Below are 16470 nucleotides of genomic sequence, written 5' to 3'. Positions count from 1 at the left end.
TTGGCGTCGCTCAATACGCCGGCATCGGCAACGCATCGCCCTTGTAGATCGCCACGTGCGGCACGCCATCCGCGCCGATCCAGCCACGGTACATGCCGCCGGTATTGAACGGGAACGCGGCCACGCCCTGCGCGTCCAGCGCGATCGCACCGCCATCGCCACCGGCCTTGGGGATGTCCTTGTTGATCACACCCTCGCCCGCTCGGGAAATGCTGTACCCGGACAGGCGCACGCGCGCACAGATTTCGTGCGCGGCAGCGGCGCGGATGTAGTACTCGCCCCAGCCGGTGCCGGACACCGCGCAACGCGCATCGGCCCAGGTACCGGCGCCGATGATCGGCGAATCGCCGACGCGGCCGTAGCGCTTGTTGGTCATGCCACCGGTGGAGGTGCCCGCCGCCAGCCGGCCCTGCGCATCCAGCGCCAGCGCACCGACTGTGCCGAAATAGGCCTTGCCCGGCAGCACCAGCGGCGTATTGGACGCCTGTGCCTTGGCTTCTTCCGCCAAGGCCTTCTGCAGCTGCTGCCAACGCTTCTCGGTGCGGAAATACACCGGGTCGACCAACGTGATGCCCTGTTCGGTGGCGAAGCGTTCCGCGCCATCGCCGACCATCATCACGTGCTTGGACTTGTCCATGATAGCGCGCGCCAGCAGGATCGGATTCTTCACCCGATGCAGGCCCGCCGCAGCGCCGGCCTTGCCGTTGGCACCATCCATGATCGAGGTGTCCAGCTCGTTGACGCCGTCGTGAGTGAACACCGCGCCGCGCCCGGCGTTGAACTGTGGTGCGTCCTCGAGCACGGTGATGGTGGCGGCGACCGCATCGACCGATGAGCCGCCGGCCGTGAGCTTGGCGTGGCCTGCGCGCAATGCGGCTTCCAGCGCCGCACGCGCGGCCTGCTCTTCTTCCTTGGTCAAGTCGCCCGGCTCCACGCCGGCACCGCCATGGATCACCAGCAAGGGCGCATCCAGCGCAGTCAGCACACCATCGCGCACCGCGTAGTGGCGCTGGAACACCGGCCGTTCGACCCGGGCATCGGGCAAGTGCAGTACCGAGTTCGGGCCGGCACCGACGGTGTCCACGCGTTCCAGCTGCATCGCTTCGTCTTCGACCTGCTTGGCGAAGCCGCCCTTCACCACCGTCGCGCCGGCCATCGGCGAGGTGGCGTATACGCGTGCCGTACCGTCGCCTTCCACCGCGACCGCGGCGTCTTCATCGACGCCCAAACCGATCAGCGGCTTGCCCGCCATCGACTCGCCCTTGGCGACGAAGGCGATCAGCCGGCCCAGCCGGTTGCGTTCGCTGAAATGGGTGTCGGTGATGATGCCTTTCAGCAGCGCGATGTTGAGGAAACCGGTCTCTATGGTGTTTTCCGCGCCAAGCGGATCGGCCAATGCGCGCGGGCTGATCTGGCTGCCGCCATCCATCGCGCCGTACAAATATTCGCCCTGCATCGCCAAGCCGGCGCTGGTACCACCCAGCGGCTTGCCGGCGCGCACATGAGCGTCCAATGCGTCGGCGACCGGCGTGCCGCGCCAGAATCGCACATAGCGCGACTGGTCGCCGCCGGCCAGGAAGATGCCATCGGCGCGCTTGATCGCGGCCAGCATTTTCGGATCGGTGGCGGCTTCGCGATCATTGAACACGAAGGTCTCGACGGACTTGATGCCGCCGACTTCGTTGAAGAATTCCTCGCCGATCTCGCCCGCCTGCGAGGCGCGCAGCACCACGATGTGGCCGTTGCCGGCTTTCTTCATGAACCAGCGCATGGCATCGAAGTTGCGGTCGCCGCCGCCCATCAGCAACAGGCCAGGCGCGGGCTTGCCCGGGGTCTTCGCTGCAGTGTCGCCCAAGACGTAGTGACCCAAGTCCGCGGCCATTGTCGGCATCGCGGGCAACGCCGCCATCAATGCCACAAGCATCATCGCCAAACCGTTGCGTCGCTTCATCGTGATCCGCTTCCTTCGCTGCAGTGTTAGTCCTAGACGAGCGGCGGCGCGATTTCCCCCTCGCTGCACTACATCGCCGCTTCCGCTATCTTCGCTCGATGCCGACCGTGCTCGACAGATGGTTCATCGAGGCGATCCTCGTCCACGAGGAAGCGTTGCTGCGCTATCTGCAGCGCAGTTGGCCGCACCGCGACGAAGTGCATGACCTGCGCCAGGAAGTCTACGCACGCGTCTATGAAGCCGCCGGCAAGGCGTTGCCGCAGCAGCCAAAGGCCTTCCTGTTCGCCAGCGCGCGCCACCTGATGGCGGATCGCGCGCGCCGCGCACGGGTGGTGTCGATCGAGCCGATGGGTGATTTCGAGCCTTCGCACGTCTTGGTGGATGACGTGTCGCCGGAACGCTGGTGCGGTGGACGGCAAGCCCTGAAGCGGTTGGCCGATGCCTTCGACCGCTTGCCGGATCGCTGCCGCGACGTGGTGTGGCTGCGACGCGTCGAGGAACTGTCGCAAAAGGACGTGGCATTGCGCTTAGGGATCAGCGAGAAGACCGTGGAGAAACACATCGCCAAGGGCATGCGCCTGCTGGCCGGACACCTGTTTGGCGGCGAGGGCATGTCGCGCCATGCGGCGTCGACGGCGCTGGAAGAGGGCGATGAGCAGCAACATGCGGACTGACATCGAAGGCATCGCCGCCGACTGGCTGGCGCTGCGCGACAGCGGCGCGTGGACGCCAGCCGACGCGGCCGCGCTGGACGCATGGCTGGAGGCGGACACCATGCACCGCGTCGCCTTGCTGCGCCTGCAAGCGGCCTGGGACGAAAGCGGACGGCTGCAAGCCTTGGGCGCAGGCTGGAAGCAGCCGGGGCCGCCACCACGCGCGCACTGGACGCTGCCGGCGCAGGCACCCGATGTCGCGGTGCTGGATGCCGATCCGCCGTATGCGCCGCCGGATTTGCGCGATCTCGAATTTGCACCGCGCCGGTACGCACGCGCTAACGGTTCGCATGCGGCACGCGCGTTCGCTGCACTGTCGATCGCGGCCTGCGCCGTGTTCGCAAGCTGGGGCTGGCAGTCCTACCACCGAGTGGAATCGACCAGCTACCACACCGCGCTGGGCGGCCTGCAGACCATTTCGTTGGCCGATGGCTCGAAGACCACGCTGGCCAGCAACAGCCAGCTCGACGTGCACCTGTCGCGACGCGAACGGCACATCGACCTGGAACGCGGCGAGGCGATCTTCGATGTCGCCAAGGATCCGCAGCGCCCGTTCGTGGTCGATGCCGGCAGTCGCCAGGTGGTGGCAGTCGGGACGCATTTCTCGGTGCGCCGCGACGCGCACGAACTGCGCGTGGTGGTGACCGAGGGTACGGTGCGCCTGCAATCGCCCGCAGGCGGCACCCATCCGCAGCCCACCACACTATTGCCGGCCGGCAGCGTGGCGCTGGTGCGCGAGGATGGCGTGCTGGTGCGCAGCATCCCCATCGCCGATGCGGAGCAACTGCTGGACTGGCGCGAGGGTCTGCTGGTGTTCCGCAATGCCACGCTGGCCGACGCTGCGGCGGAGTTCAACCGCTACAACGCGCGCAAGATCGTGGTGGCCGATGCCGAAGCGGGTGCATTGCGGGTCGGCGGCAGTTTCCGCTGGGAGAACACCGAGGGTTTCGCCCGCCTGCTTGAACGCGGCTTCCCGGTGCGCGCCGAGTACGCGGTGGATCGCATCGTGCTGGCCTCGCCCTGACCGGCAGGGGGGATTTCCCGGACTCGTTCGTCATGAAACTTTAACGGCGCCATATCGAGCGCCATGGGGGAGTTTGAATGAAGTCGTCCCGACCGTTGCGCGTCCTGCTGCTGTCCCTGGCCTGCTCCGCCGCGCTCGCCGCGCAGGCGCAGGCGGCATCCGGCCGCATCGACGTTCCCGCAGGAGATCTCGCCTCCGCGCTGGATTCCTACGCCCGCCAGTCTGGCACCCAGCTCGTCTATCGCGCCGACCAGCTCAAGGGTGCGCGCAGCTCGGGACTGAAGGGACAGCCGGCCTCGCCGAAAACGCTGGACGCGCTGCTCAAGGGCAGTGGCTTCCACGCCCAACGCGATGATTCCGGCGCGGTGCTGGTCGTGCCGCAGGCGGCCGCTTCGCAAGCCGCACCCGCCCAGGCGCCGACGCGGCCACGCGCGGCGACACCGTCGCCGCAAGCCGCCACCGATACGCCTGTCACCGATCTGCAAACCGTGCAGGTCACCGGCTCACGCATCCCGCGCGCGCAGGTGGAAGGCCCAGCGCCGATCACCATCGTGACGGCCGAGCAAATCCAGGCCGCCGGCCTCACCACCGTCCCGGACCTGCTGCGTTCGCTGAGCCAGAACAGCGGCAGCGTCTACGGCCAGCAAAACACCACCAATGCGCAGTCCACGCCAGGCGCGCAGGCGGTCGACCTGCGTGGCCTGGGGCCCAACCACACGCTGGTGCTAATCAACGGCCGCCGCATCGCCGACTTCCCGCTGCCACTCAACAGCCGCAGCAATTTCACCGACGTCGGCAACATCCCGCTCGGCATGGTCGATCGCGTGGAAATCCTGACGGGTAGCGCCTCGGCCGTGTACGGCTCGGATGCGATGGCCGGCGTGATCAACTTCATCCTCAAGAAGTCCATCGACGGCACCATCATCGATTACCGTTACGGCGATACCGAGCGCGGCGGCGGCGAATCGCATCGGCTCACCCTGACCACCGGGTTCGAGCGCGGCGACTTCAGCGGCATCGTCGGCGTGGAACTGCAGGACAAGCGCCCGCTATGGGGCTTCGACCGCAGCGTGCAGGATTCCACCCTCGACGCACCGACCTCGAGGCGCCGGCTGCCCCGGCTCACCGCCCAGCTCTACGACTGGGATGACGACGTCAACATCGCGCCAGCCGATGGCTGCGCGGCGATGGCCGGTTTGAACGAAGGCACCACGGTGCTGGCCGACGACCGCTTCGGCGAACCCTATTGCGGCAGCGACCGCGCCATCGCGTATCGCACGATCCAGAACGAACGCAAGGGCGCGAATGTCTACGGCTCGCTCGAGTATCGTTTTTCCAGCGACCTGTTCTGGTTCGCGGATTTCCAGCTCGGCCGGCAGACCGTCAAGCTGCTGACCGGCACCAACGGCAACGACGTCGCCAGCGACCACATGGGCTGGGAGTTCCATGACCCAGCCTCGACCAGCAACTACCGGCGCAAGATGTTCTTCAACGCCGCTACCGGGCATTACGAGATCTGGTCGCGTCAGTTCACACCCGAGGAAATCGGCGGCCTGGAAAACCGCATGAACACCACCACCCAGAAGACCATGGCCCTGACCACCGGCTTCAGTGGCGCGTTCGGCGAAGACTGGAACTGGGAAGCGGCCTACAACCATTCCGAGTACAAGGCCGACGTGGACATGCCACGCATCAGCGCGGCAGCGGCCAACACGTTCTTCCTGGGGCCGCGGCTGGGCTACGACGACGACGGCTATGCGATCTACAACGCGGATCCGGCGCGTCTGTTCACCCCGCTGACGCCAGCGCAATTCGCCACGTTCGGGGTGATGTCTTCCTGGCACCCGGTGGCGAAGAACGACAACGTCAGCTTCACCGCCGACACCCCGACCCTGTTCTCGCTGCCGGCCGGCGATGTCGGCTTCGCCGGCGCACTCGAATTCGGCCGCCAGTCCTACCGCATCAACCCCGACCCGCTGGCGCTGACCGAAGATGCCTATTACGGCCCGCGCTACGGCGACGGCGATGGCAGCCGCAATCGCTGGAGCGCGGCAGGCGAATTGCGCATGCCGCTGCTGTCCTCGCTGCAAGCCAGCCTGGCCGGCCGCTACGACCGCTACAGCTACGGCGACAAGAACCCGGGCAAGTTCACCTACAGCATGGGCCTTGAATGGCGCCCGATCGACACCCTGCTGGTGCGCGGTTCCTACGGCACCGGCTTCCGCGCGCCCGACATGCACTACCTGTTCGCCGGCAGCGACTACTACCGCACCCGCTTCGCGACCGACTATTTCCAGTGCCGCACCGACGAACCGGGCATGAGCGATGGCGACTGCTACGACGACGGCAGCTGGGACGTCAGCACGTTCGACGTTTATACCGGCAACATGCAGCTGGACGTGGAAACCAGCAAGTCGTTTACCGCCGGCTTCGTGTGGTCGCCGAGCGCCAACTTCGATCTGGCGGTCGATTTCTACAAGATCCAGGTGAAGAACCAAGTGCAGGCGCAGGATCGCGAACGCCTGCGCAGCACCGAGGCCGATTGCCGGCTAGGCATCACCGACGACGGCGTGGCCGTGGACATCAATTCACCAACTTGCGTCGACGCCCTGGCACGCGTCATCCGCGACGAGGACGGCGTGATCACCAGCGTGCATTTCGCCCCGATCAACATCGCGAGCGAAGAGACTTCCGGCATCGACGTCACCGCCAACTACCGGCTGCAGACCGCCCGTGCCGGCGATTTCCGCTTCACCGGCAACTACACCTGGGCGGACAAGCACACGCGCCGGCAGTTTCCTGGCGATCCGGAAGAAGACATGCTGGACGTTGGCTTCGCCGACACCACCCTGCCGCGCGTGAAGGGCAACATCGGCGTCAACTGGGACAAGAATGCCTGGGGCGCGGGCCTGTTCGGCAACTATGTGGGACGCGTAGCCAACTACAACAACGATGCCTGGACGCCGGCGACCTGGCGCTTCAACGGCAGCGCGCGCTACGACATCAACGACCATCTGCGCGTGTCGCTGGCGGTCAACAACCTGCTCGACAAGATGCCGCCGAAAGACGCAACCTGGGCGAACTACCCGTACTACGACACCTCCTGGTTCGACAGCATGGGCCGCAGCTACTACCTGCAGATCACCTGGAAGCTGGGCGGCAAGCCGCTGTAAGCAGCTGCCATCCTCGCCACAACGAAAGCCCCTGGATTCCGGGGCTTTCGTTTTCGCACGTCGCATCCGGCAGGTTATTGCGATGGGGCTTCACCGACGAAACGTCGATAGCCCAGGTAATGGTGGAACACGAATCCCGCGAAGGCGGGCCGTCCGCGCAGGGCCGCTTCGACCTTGCCCGCCTCGCGCTCGAATGCCGCTTTATCCATGCCGTGGAAACTGAGCTTCTTCGGTTCGCCTGGATTGAACTCCAGGCCAATCGCCACCCGCTTGCCCACCTTGTCCGCATATGTCATTTCATCGCGTGCGTGCGACAGGATGCTGTCGCTGCCTTCGGCCTTGTTGCGGTAGTCCATCAGCGCCACGTAGTCGGTGGTGTCGATGACGTGATCGGCAACCGACTTGCGCGCACTCTTCCAGTCAAGCTCGATGCCGTCCCACCAGAACGGCATCGCAGGCCCGATGGGCAGGCGTTGCCCCGACTTGCGTTTGGCCGCCATCAACGCTGCACTCATGTCGAGGAAATCACCGAGCAATCGCACCCGCGTGGCGTCTTCCCATTCGTCCAGCAAATGCGGTTCGATGTCGTAGTTGACGCCATCGAAGCGTGCCGCGGCCGGTGCCCCGGCGTTGTAGTCGAGCACGCGTTGCAGCATCGCCACCGCGTCGCCGCGGTGCTTTGGCAACACGTAGCGTTCGGTATGCAGGTACCAGGAACCGAGCAAGGCATAGACCTGCATGTCCTGCGCATGCGCGCGGCGAATGAAGTCGCGGTACAGCTGCGGATGCTCCGCGATCAGGTTGCGTCCATCGAACCCATCCGCGTACAGGTAGAGGATGCCGATCCGCTCGCGACGCAGGAACGCAAGCGCTTCCTCCGCCACCTGCGGCGATTCCAGCATGGCGTAGGACGGCTGTTCCCAGATCCAGACCGCGCGCGGCACTGGTGCCGGCGTCTTGCCATCGGCGCACGGCACGAGGATCAGCAGCGCACACAGCGCCAGTTGCACCAGCCGCCGCATGGGGTTCAAGGCGCCTCTCCCGTCGCATCGAGTGGAATGCGGTAGCGTCCTCGTCCGAGCGGTTTTCCGCTATCCGGCGAGGACGGCAGCACCGAGACGAAATAGCGACGCTGCGCGGGCATCGGCAGCGTCAGCGTCAGCAGCACTTCGCGTCGTTCGTGGCCACGCAGCTGGATCGCACTGCCGTAGGCTTCGCCCAGCTCGCGCCCGTTTTCCGTTGCCAGCACGGCCAGCGGCACGAAGCGCGACGAATCGACGGCATCGCCGTTGGCGAACGTGGCGATGATTTCGATTCCCTTGCCCGAACGAGCCAGCTTGACCGCATCCAACCCTAATCCCGCAGGCAACGCTTCGGTTTCCGGCGGTGGCCGGGCCGCCACCTGATTGGCGGTCTCCGCGAACGGCACGAGCCTGGGCGCTCCGCCTTCCGGCGACAGCGCCAGACGCTGCAGGAACGCGGCATTCGCGGCGAGGTAGCGCTGCAGCCGCTGCTCCGTCCGTGCCGTGAGGTTGGCATCGCCCACTTCCGAGGCGCGGATGCCGTCCTGCAATTCGTACAGCTTTCCGTCGTGCAGGAACCAGCGTCCGGACACGAAATCCGGCACGCTGGTCTTGGTTTGCTTGAGCGGGAAATCATGCCCGCTGTGGAAGTCCGCCGACATGTCCAGGCCACGGCCGAGCCAGGTGACCTGTTGCGGCCGCCGCAACCCGTACGTATTCGACAACAGCGCCAGCAGCGAGGGTGCCACGTCCAGGTGCGACGACACGCCGCGGATCCGCGCCGGCCTGCGCAGCAACGGCGAATACACCAGCAACGGCACGTGGTAGCGCTCGATATGGGTGTCCTGCGGGATCTCGGCCAGTCGATGGTCGCCGGTGACGAGGAAGATCGTGTTCGCATACCAGCCGGTCTTGGCCACCGCCTCGAAGTAACGCCGCAACTGGTCGTCGGTATAGAGGATGGTGCTGTAGATCTCCGCGTTGGCGCGATACTTCGAACGCAACAACGCCGGCACGCCCAATGCGTCCAACTGCTGCTCGAACCGCTTCGTGTACGCCTCCTGCCCGGGGAAGCGATAGCTGGTGTGCATGCTGATGGTCTGGATGCCGAGTACGAACGGCGACCGCAGGCGACCACTGTCGGCCAGCACGCGCGAGACCAGTTCCCGGTCGGGATAGCCCCAGTCGCTGAACGGGTTGCGCTGGTAGCCGGTACCGAAGTTGCGCAGGTCGACGATGTCGTCGACTTCCTGCAACTGCAGGTAGCCGCGCTCGTTGTCGAAGCTGGTGTCCGTGCCGTTGTAGAACGCGCTGCGGTAGCCCTGCCGCCGCAGGACGTTGAACAGACCCGCATGCGCCGGCATCTTCGGGCCCAGCGCGGCGAACCCCTGATCGGCCATCGGCAGCGAGCCGAACAACGACGGCAACACGCCGAACGTGCGGCCCTGGTTGGCCATGAAATTGTCGAAGTACAGGCCACGCGCGGCGAGATCGTCCAGGAACGGCGTGAAGCTGCCGAGCGGCGCATCCGGGCCGGAAAAGGAACGACCAAGCCCCTCGACGATGATCACCACGATGTTCGGCGGACGTCCATCGCGGGTCGGCCCGAAGAACGGTCCTAGCGCGTCCGGCGTGCTTTCCGGATGCAGGAACGGATAGTCCGGTTGCACGGCGGCGGATGCGCCTGCGGTTCGCGCTCCGGCATTGGCGCTGCCGATCGCGAGTACCGACGACCCGCGCCATGCGCGCAGGCTGTCGGCTACCAGGTAGGTGCCTTTGCTGGTGGCGATATCGCGCTGGGTTTCGCCACCAAGACCGCCGATGCCGACCGCAACCGGCAGGAACCACGACGCGACCCCGGCGAGCAGCCATGGCCAGACTTGCCGGCTGCGCGGCGTACGCCGCGCGCGCAACGCCAGCACCGTCCACAGCACGCCCGGCGGCAACAACCAGCCGAACCAATCGACGATCCCCAGCGCGCTGCCCGCACCACCTGTTGTGGTGCGGATTTCCTCGATGCCGTAGCCGAACAGATCGGCACCCAATGGCGTTCTCGCCATCAGGTAATACTGTTCCAGGCCGGCTTGGAACAACAGGAACAACGACCACAACATGCCCACCGCCAGCAGCCGCAAGCGCTTGTCGCGCAACTTCAACAACGGCCAGGTCAGCAGGAACAGGATCGGCAACGCGCGCAACAGGAACAGTAGCTGGTTGCCGATCGCGGCCGCGATCACCTGGATCGAGCCCTCGCCGGGCGGCAACGCACGGCCCACGGCCCACGCCGACAGCGCCAGTTGCGCCAGCAGGAGCGCCGGCATCCAGCTGACGAAGCGCATCGACGCGGTCGCTTGTTCGTCCGTCCCTACCAACGGAGTCGCGCGCGGCTTCACCAGCGGTGGTACAGCGAGAACCAGAGGCGCTGTTCGTTGATGCCGTCCGCATCGTCGGCATAACCGGCACCGATTTTGAATCCCCATTGCGGGCGGAAATAGTGCGACCAAGCCACACCGAAGGCGGCGTTGTTGTTGCGCACCAGCCCGCCAGTGCGATCAAGGTCCGTGCTGCGCCCTGTGCTGGCGCTGAACTCCACGTAATCGTCCGCGTCGCCGCGATAGTAGTTACGCACCAGTGCGCGATGGCTCCAGCTGCCCGAACCAACCCCGGGCACGTGCTGCAACTTGTAGCGCGCATACCAATTGCCGACGTAACGACCAATGCCGATGCCATAGAACTCGGTATTGGAACTGAAGCGGAGGTGATCGATGCTCGCCGACAGCTCCCAGCCGTGGCCCACGCCCTGGAACAACTCCACCCGCCACGCATCGCGCGGCAGGATCCCGCCATCCGGGCCGTGCTGGTAACGCGCGTTTGCGTACGCGCGCGACCACAGCTTGGCGTAGCCGTCCAACGCCCAGCCCGAAGTGGTGCGATCGAAGCGATGCGCCTGCACCCACTCCAGCGCCAGCGAGCCGCCATCGAAGCGGCGGCGCAGCGAGACATCCGCATCCCGCCAATTCGAGCGACTGCCGTTGAACCCGGTGTGATCCAGGCCCGCGCGCAAGCTCCAGCGGTAACCCCCGCTGACCAGCGCGTCCGGCACCGCGATCGGCGGCGACAGGCTGGCTAGCAGGCGTTCGAGTTCGGTCGCGTCCGCGCCGCGCACGCCGGCCGCGGCGAAATCGGCCCGTGCTGCGGCCACGTCGTTCGCGGCCCGGTACGCACGACCGCGCGCCATCGTCGCGGCCGGGTCATTCGGCATCAGTTCGACCCAATGCGTATAGGCTGCCACCGCATCGGCGGGACGATCGCTCCACAAGTACATGTCGCCCAGCGCCGACCATCCATCCGCATAGCCAGGCTTGCGCTCCACGACCGCCTTGAGGTCGGCCTCGGCCTCGGGGTAGCGACGCATCCAGGAATAGGTTCGGCCACGTGCCAGCAGGACATCGCTGTTGTCGGGCGAGCGCGCCAGCATCGCGGTGTACAGGGCCAATGCCTGCTCCCGTTGCGCAGGATCGCCGGAAGTCGCCAGCGCGCGACCGCGTTGCAGCTGCGCCTCGTAGCCTTCCACTGCCACGGCTTCCTGCGGTACCGCAACGGGGACGGCGGCGCCGGCACCGATCACGGTCGCGGCTTCGAGCATTGCTGAAAGGATCAAGCTCATGACGATGCCCTCAGGATACGGGACGGTCGGCGGCAGCGGACGAACCGGAGTCCTGCCAGCTGGCATTGCGGCGGACGCTGCCCCACTTCGACCGGCTGCGCCACCACGAACCCAACCAACGGAACAGGCCGAATACCCGGAACACGGAGACCATCTGCCGATAGCCCAGGTTCTCCAGGATCGCCACCAGGAAAAGCTTGAACTGCTGCTTGGGGCGCGGATACAGGTGGAAGGACATCTCTTCCAGCACCATCGCATTGACCGACAGCAGGATGCCCAGGCCGATCGCGGCGAACAGGAACACGAAGAACGCCTGCACCGACAACAGCCCGGCCAGGCCGAGGATGATCACCGAGGCATAACCCAGCACTTCGATGATCGGGCCGATGCACTCGAACAGCATCATGAACGGATACGCCACCCAACCGACGACGCCGCCGTTGCTGCGGAACATCAGCCGCCAATTGCCGAACAGGCTTTCGGCCAGGCCGTGCTGCCAGCGCGTGCGCTGGTTGTACAGCGAGCGCAGGTCTTCCGGGACTTCGGTCCAACAGATCGGATCCGGCACGAAGGTGATCCGGTACGGCCTGTCCTCCTCGCGCATGTGGTTGTGCAGGCGCACCACCATCTCCATGTCCTCGCCGATCACGTCTTCCTTGTAGCCGCCCGCCGCGATCACGCGTTCCTTGTAGAACACGCCGAATGCCCCGGAAATGATCAGCAACGCATTCATCGGCGACCAGCCAAGACGGCCGAACAGGAAGGCGCGCAGGTATTCCACCGTCTGCACCAACGGCAGCAACTTGTCGGAGAGATCCACCTCGTCCAGCATGCCGTTCTTGACCTTGCAGCCGTTGATGACACGCACCACGCCGCCGGAAGCGATCGTGCGCGCATCCTCGAGGAAGGGGTGCACGACCCGCGACAGGCTGTCCTGCTGCAGGATGCAGTCGGCGTCGATGACGCAGAACAACGGATAGCGCGCCGCGTTGATGCCGGCGTTGAGCGCATCGGACTTGCCGCCGTTTTCCTTGTCCAGCAGGCGCACGTTGGGGAATGCCTGCGATGCGTAGACCCGGTGCACCGGCTTGGTCTTGATCCGGCTGCGATAGGCCTCGGGAAATTCCCGAAGGTCGAAGGCATCGATCACGGCCTGCAGGGTCTTGTCGTCGGATCCGTCGTTGACGACCAGAATTTCGAAGTTCGGGTAACCAAGCCGCAGCAACGACTTCACGGTGGTCACGATGGTGCTTTCTTCGTTATAGGCCGGCACCAGGATGGTGACCGGCGGCTGGTACGACTTGAAATTGCGGATCCTGAATTTCGCGAGATGCTCGCGCGTGTAGCGCATGATGCTGGACATCGAGATGAAGTTCAGCAGCAAATACACCAGGTTGATGCAGATGAAATAGGCGAAGAACGCCCACTGGATCCCTTCCAGCAGGTTCTTGGTTCCTTCCGAAAGCACGATCGGGCTCATGTCGCGGCTCCCAACGCCTGTTCGGCGATGACATGTTCGAGGATGTCGTTGGCGAAGCGATCGCTCTGGATCCTGCGGATGCGCTCCATCTCGTCGCTTGAACCCACCAACGTGCGGATCGCCTGGGCCGACCGGTAGCGCACCCACCATTGCGGGTCGGCCAGCAGTTGCTGAAGGTGGCCGACGTCTTCGCGCCCGCCGAACTTGCCAACCGCAGTGGCCGCATGCATGCGCACGTGCCAACGGGAATGGCCCAGCAATTGGCGTACCGTCGGCATGCAGGTGTCGTCGTGCATGACCTGCAGGCAGGTCGACACCAGGTGCTCGTCGCGGCCCTCCGACAGCAACTTGCGAATCACCGGCATCGCCGCTTCGGGATCGACGTCGGCAAGGAAGCGCACCAGCCTTGGGGCGATGTCGTCGTTGACCTGCAGCGCGGCGGTGGAAAGCTCCGGGGCGACGACATTCGCGCCCGCTTCGTCCAGCATCTGGGCAATCCCGCCCTCGACCCAGTCGTTGCGTTCGATGATCCTCGGCACCACCACCCGCACCGCATGCCCCGGATCGATCTTCATCAGTGCGCGTGCGGCGCTGATCGAGATGATCGGGCTGTTGTCGCCCAGCAACCGCACCAGCTTATCGAAGTGCACCTGGCTCTTCAGGTGTCCCATCGCCATGATCGCCATCACCCGGTTGTGGAAGCCGCCATGGTCGACCAGTTGGTAGAGCCGCCCTTGCAGCCCGACCTGGGCGGCAACCTTCGCCATTCCTTCCTGCTGTGCCGTAGTCACTCCGGGCGCATCGTGCAGTTCGTTCCATGCGTCGACGAAACCGTTGAGGTCGCGGCGCGGCAGCTTCGGCACAGGCACGTCCCGGCCGTTCGCCGCGTCGACCAGGATCTGTCTCCACTGGCGCGCCGCCGCCTGGTGGAGGCGCTCGCTGCGTTCGACCCATTGACGCATCACCAGGATGGCGAGCAGCAGCACTAGCGAAAGGGCCACGACGCACACGCCAAGCCAGAAGGCGAATGCCATGCGCGGATCTGTGGGAATCACGAAATTCATGGCGTGCCTCCGTTGCTGGCGTGCCGTTGCGTTTCTGCATGGACAAGGATCTTCATGGCGCCTCCGCCTGGGCCGATGCGCCGTTCGGATCGAAGCGTTCGATCCGGGCGAGCATCTCCCGCGTTTCCGGATCCCCGGGATTCAATTCGAGCGCCCGGGCGAACTGGATCCTCGCGTCGCCGAACCGGCCCTGCCGGTAACGGACATGGCCCATCCCCTCGATCGCCGAAACATCGTCTGGATCGGCTTCGACTGCGCGGGAAAACAGGGTATCGGCCTGGTCCGGGTGCTTGTCGGACAGTTCGACATAGCCCAATCCCACCATCGCATCGGTATCGTCCGGGAACCTGCGCAAGACGCCTTGGAACGCGCTGCGCGCCTGCGCCATCTGCTGCAGGCGATAGTGGTTCCAGCCTTCCAGCCTGGCCGCGCGCAGCCCCTTGCTCGGGATCCTGGCGAGCGCTTGCAAGCTGCGCGGGTAATCGCCTGCATCGAATGCCGTCTGCGCAACGTGCTCGTTGTCGAGGTCGGACGCGTTCGCGGAAGCGATGCTGCCGCCGTACTGCGCGGTGCGTACGTGCGCCTCCAGGTAGCCCTGCACGTTGCGCGCGCGATGCAGGCCCAGGTAGCAGTGAATGTAGGCGATCCCGTCGGCATTGAGCGCCGCTTCGGCCGCCGCCTCGGAATTGACCGCGTAGGCATCGCCGAATTTCTGGCCCAGGATGCTTCCCATCGGGAAGTTCTGCACCGTCATGCCGTATTGCCTCGCGAGCTTGCGCTCCTGCTCGAGCAACACCTTCTCGTAGGGCACGTTCGGTTCGAGCAAGCTGATGATCGTCGTCACCCCGCGCCGCTTCAGTTCGACGAAGTCCTCTTCGACCGGATACGGCCCCAGCAACACGCCGTCGACCGGCGCTGCGGCGCGCTCCGCCCGCCACGGCTGGACAAAGATGCTGGCCGGATGCAGTAGCACCCATACTCCGAACACGCCTACCAGCAGCCCGGCGGCGAGCACGAAGAGAACGATGCGTTTGCTCGGCTTGTACATGTCCGTCCGCTGTCGAACGCCCTGACACCCACGGCGATACACGCGGGTGGTCGGGCCCCTTGCGGCGGCTCACCCCGGACTACGTCCTCGGGCAAGCTCCGCCCCCTGTCGGCGCAGCGAATGAGGAGCTCGCCATGCTTGCTCCCGATTCCCTGTACCCGATATAGACGCAACTCCCTTGCCAATGCGGCCATGGCGAGTGAATGCGGGGGCAGCGCGCCGGCCAGCCGGCCAGCCTAGGGCGAACTTCGGACGCCCTGCGTCACTTTGTGCTCCGTCACGCCGATTCCGTGGGCTGGATCACGTCGTGGTTGCGGCCCTTGAACGGCCGGTACCAACGCTGGATGCGGGCGATGTCGGCCTGCATGTCATCGGTCAATTCGAACGGCGGGCCGATCCCGATCACCTTGTTGGCGTAATCGAAATACGCCGGCACCACCGGCACCCCGGCATTGCGCGCGATATGCCAGAACCCCGGCTTCCAGCGCTCCACCCACTTGCGCGTGCCTTCCGGGGCGATCGCGTACCACATGCGGTCGGCGTTGCGGATCGCATCCGACGCTTGCCCGACCACTCCATGCGGCGCACTACGATCCACCGGGATCACGCCGTGCCGGCGCAGCAGCGCACCCAGCAGCGGGATCCGCAGCAGGCTGTCCTTGCCGAGGATCGACAGCCTCACCCCCATGCCGAACTTGGCGGCGAAGCCCAGCAGTCCATCCCAATTGGAGGAATGCGGCGCAGCGATCAGCACCAGCCGGGGAATGTCGGGGAAGCCGCCGACCATGCGCCAACCGAACAACCGCATGATTGCCCGACCCAACCCTTCCACGAAGCGGTTACGCGGCATCCGCGGTGCGTTCGGCGGCAGCGCCAGCACCACGTCGTTGTCTTGTGTCTCGCTCAATCCCAGTCCCGCCCCGTGCGCCCGCGCTTGATCGTCGCACGTCCGCGTTTTTCGCCCAAGCGGCGTTCCTTGGCTCCGCGCGAAGGCTTGGTCGCGATCCGCGGCTTCGGCGCATGCAGGCCGGTTTCGATGAAATGCGCCAACCGCTCGCGCGCATCCTGGCGGTTGCGCTCCTGGGTGCGGAAGCGTTGCGCGCTCAGCACCAGCACGCCCTCGGCCGTCATCCGCCGGTCGCGTTTTGCCAACAGACGCGCGCGCACCGGCTCCGGCAGCGATGGCGAATTGGCGACATCGAAACGCAGCGCCACCGCGGTGGCGACCTTGTTGACGTTCTGCCCGCCCGGCCCGGACGCGCGCACGAAGCGCTCGATCAGTTCGTCGTCGTCGATGGCGATGGATCCGATCTGCAGCATCATCACAG

General features: G+C 65.7%; 12 protein-coding genes and 1 pseudogene. 3 read left to right on the top strand and 10 right to left on the bottom strand.

Going from position 1 to position 16470, the window contains the following annotated elements; translation table 11 throughout:
- Window positions 1–10: 10 nt before the first annotated feature.
- Together G7079_RS13495 and G7079_RS13490 are read right to left on the bottom strand one after the other, a co-directional pair.
- A complete protein-coding gene (locus G7079_RS13495; protein WP_343160889.1) occupies window positions 11–1018 on the bottom strand; it encodes an isoaspartyl peptidase/L-asparaginase in 1008 nt (335 codons plus the stop codon).
- Window positions 1019–1192: 174 nt separating this feature from the next.
- Window positions 1193–1612 (bottom strand): annotated as a pseudogene (locus tag G7079_RS13490) (cyanophycinase); the annotation flags it as partial.
- Between the two features lie 437 nt (window positions 1613–2049).
- Here G7079_RS13490 and G7079_RS02020 point away from each other — a divergent pair.
- The 3 genes from G7079_RS02020 to G7079_RS02010 all read left to right on the top strand — a co-directional run bounded on the left by G7079_RS02020 (window position 2050) and on the right by G7079_RS02010 (window position 6861).
- Window positions 2050–2625 (top strand): sigma-70 family RNA polymerase sigma factor, encoded by a 576-nt coding sequence (locus G7079_RS02020; protein WP_166055070.1) that lies wholly within the window; start codon window positions 2050–2052, stop codon window positions 2623–2625.
- Window positions 2615–3688 (top strand): FecR domain-containing protein, encoded by a 1074-nt coding sequence (locus G7079_RS02015; RefSeq protein WP_240906219.1) that lies wholly within the window; start codon window positions 2615–2617, stop codon window positions 3686–3688. Before G7079_RS02020 ends, G7079_RS02015 begins: the two co-directional genes overlap by 11 nt.
- Window positions 3689–3765: 77 nt before the next feature.
- Entirely contained in the window at window positions 3766–6861 is a 3096-nt protein-coding gene (locus tag G7079_RS02010; protein WP_166055066.1) for a TonB-dependent receptor, read from the top strand.
- Between the two features lie 74 nt (window positions 6862–6935).
- Here the strand turns inward: G7079_RS02010 and G7079_RS02005 are convergent, their stop codons facing one another.
- The 8 genes from G7079_RS02005 to arfB form a co-directional block, all read right to left on the bottom strand.
- Window positions 6936–7892 (bottom strand): hypothetical protein, encoded by a 957-nt coding sequence (locus tag G7079_RS02005; RefSeq protein ID WP_166055064.1) that lies wholly within the window; start codon window positions 7890–7892, stop codon window positions 6936–6938.
- Window positions 7889–10276, bottom strand: coding sequence for an alkaline phosphatase family protein (locus G7079_RS02000; RefSeq protein WP_166055062.1), 2388 nt, complete (start codon window positions 10274–10276; stop codon window positions 7889–7891). The genes G7079_RS02005 and G7079_RS02000 overlap by 4 nt, the downstream gene beginning before the upstream one ends.
- A complete protein-coding gene (locus G7079_RS01995; protein WP_166055060.1) occupies window positions 10273–11550 on the bottom strand; it encodes a YaiO family outer membrane beta-barrel protein in 1278 nt (425 codons plus the stop codon). Before G7079_RS01995 ends, G7079_RS02000 begins: the two co-directional genes overlap by 4 nt.
- A 10-nt stretch (window positions 11551–11560) precedes the next feature.
- Entirely contained in the window at window positions 11561–13030 is a 1470-nt protein-coding gene (locus G7079_RS01990; protein WP_166055058.1) for a glycosyltransferase, read from the bottom strand.
- On the bottom strand, window positions 13027–14094 hold the full coding sequence (locus G7079_RS01985; protein WP_166055056.1) for a HEAT repeat domain-containing protein: 1068 nt from the start codon (window positions 14092–14094) through the stop codon (window positions 13027–13029). The genes G7079_RS01990 and G7079_RS01985 overlap by 4 nt, the downstream gene beginning before the upstream one ends.
- A 52-nt stretch (window positions 14095–14146) precedes the next feature.
- Window positions 14147–15142, bottom strand: coding sequence for a tetratricopeptide repeat protein (locus G7079_RS01980; protein ID WP_166055054.1), 996 nt, complete (start codon window positions 15140–15142; stop codon window positions 14147–14149).
- Between the two features lie 277 nt (window positions 15143–15419).
- Window positions 15420–15992 carry a lysophospholipid acyltransferase family protein gene (locus tag G7079_RS01975; RefSeq protein ID WP_166057805.1) on the bottom strand — a complete coding sequence of 191 codons (573 nt, stop codon included), beginning with the start codon at window positions 15990–15992 and terminating at the stop codon, window positions 15420–15422.
- A 53-nt stretch (window positions 15993–16045) separates the two neighbouring features.
- On the bottom strand, window positions 16046–16465 hold the full coding sequence (gene arfB / locus G7079_RS01970) for an alternative ribosome rescue aminoacyl-tRNA hydrolase ArfB (protein WP_166055052.1): 420 nt from the start codon (window positions 16463–16465) through the stop codon (window positions 16046–16048).
- Window positions 16466–16470 lie beyond the last annotated feature (5 nt).

Origin of the sequence: Thermomonas sp. HDW16, assembly GCF_011302915.1 — a bacterium.
Classification (GTDB): Bacteria; Pseudomonadota; Gammaproteobacteria; order Xanthomonadales; family Xanthomonadaceae; genus Thermomonas.
The sequence above is the reverse complement of the archived record's forward strand: the minus strand, read 5'-3'. Positions and strand labels throughout refer to the sequence as shown.

Bases quoted from the DNA above. Each gene is read 5' to 3' on its own strand.
- G7079_RS02020 (WP_166055070.1), top strand. From the start codon at position 2,050: ATGCCGACCGTGCTCGACAGATGGTTCATCGAGGCGATCCTCGTCCAC.
- G7079_RS02015 (WP_240906219.1), top strand. From the start codon at position 2,615: ATGCGGACTGACATCGAAGGCATCGCCGCCGACTGGCTGGCGCTGCGC.
- G7079_RS02010 (WP_166055066.1), top strand. From the start codon at position 3,766: ATGAAGTCGTCCCGACCGTTGCGCGTCCTGCTGCTGTCCCTGGCCTGC.
- G7079_RS01995 (WP_166055060.1), bottom strand. From the start codon at position 11,550: ATGAGCTTGATCCTTTCAGCAATGCTCGAAGCCGCGACCGTGATCGGT.
- G7079_RS01990 (WP_166055058.1), bottom strand. From the start codon at position 13,030: ATGAGCCCGATCGTGCTTTCGGAAGGAACCAAGAACCTGCTGGAAGGG.
- G7079_RS01985 (WP_166055056.1), bottom strand. From the start codon at position 14,094: ATGAATTTCGTGATTCCCACAGATCCGCGCATGGCATTCGCCTTCTGG.
- G7079_RS01980 (WP_166055054.1), bottom strand. From the start codon at position 15,142: ATGTACAAGCCGAGCAAACGCATCGTTCTCTTCGTGCTCGCCGCCGGG.
- G7079_RS01975 (WP_166057805.1), bottom strand. From the start codon at position 15,992: ATGCCGCGTAACCGCTTCGTGGAAGGGTTGGGTCGGGCAATCATGCGG.
- arfB (WP_166055052.1), bottom strand. From the start codon at position 16,465: ATGATGCTGCAGATCGGATCCATCGCCATCGACGACGACGAACTGATC.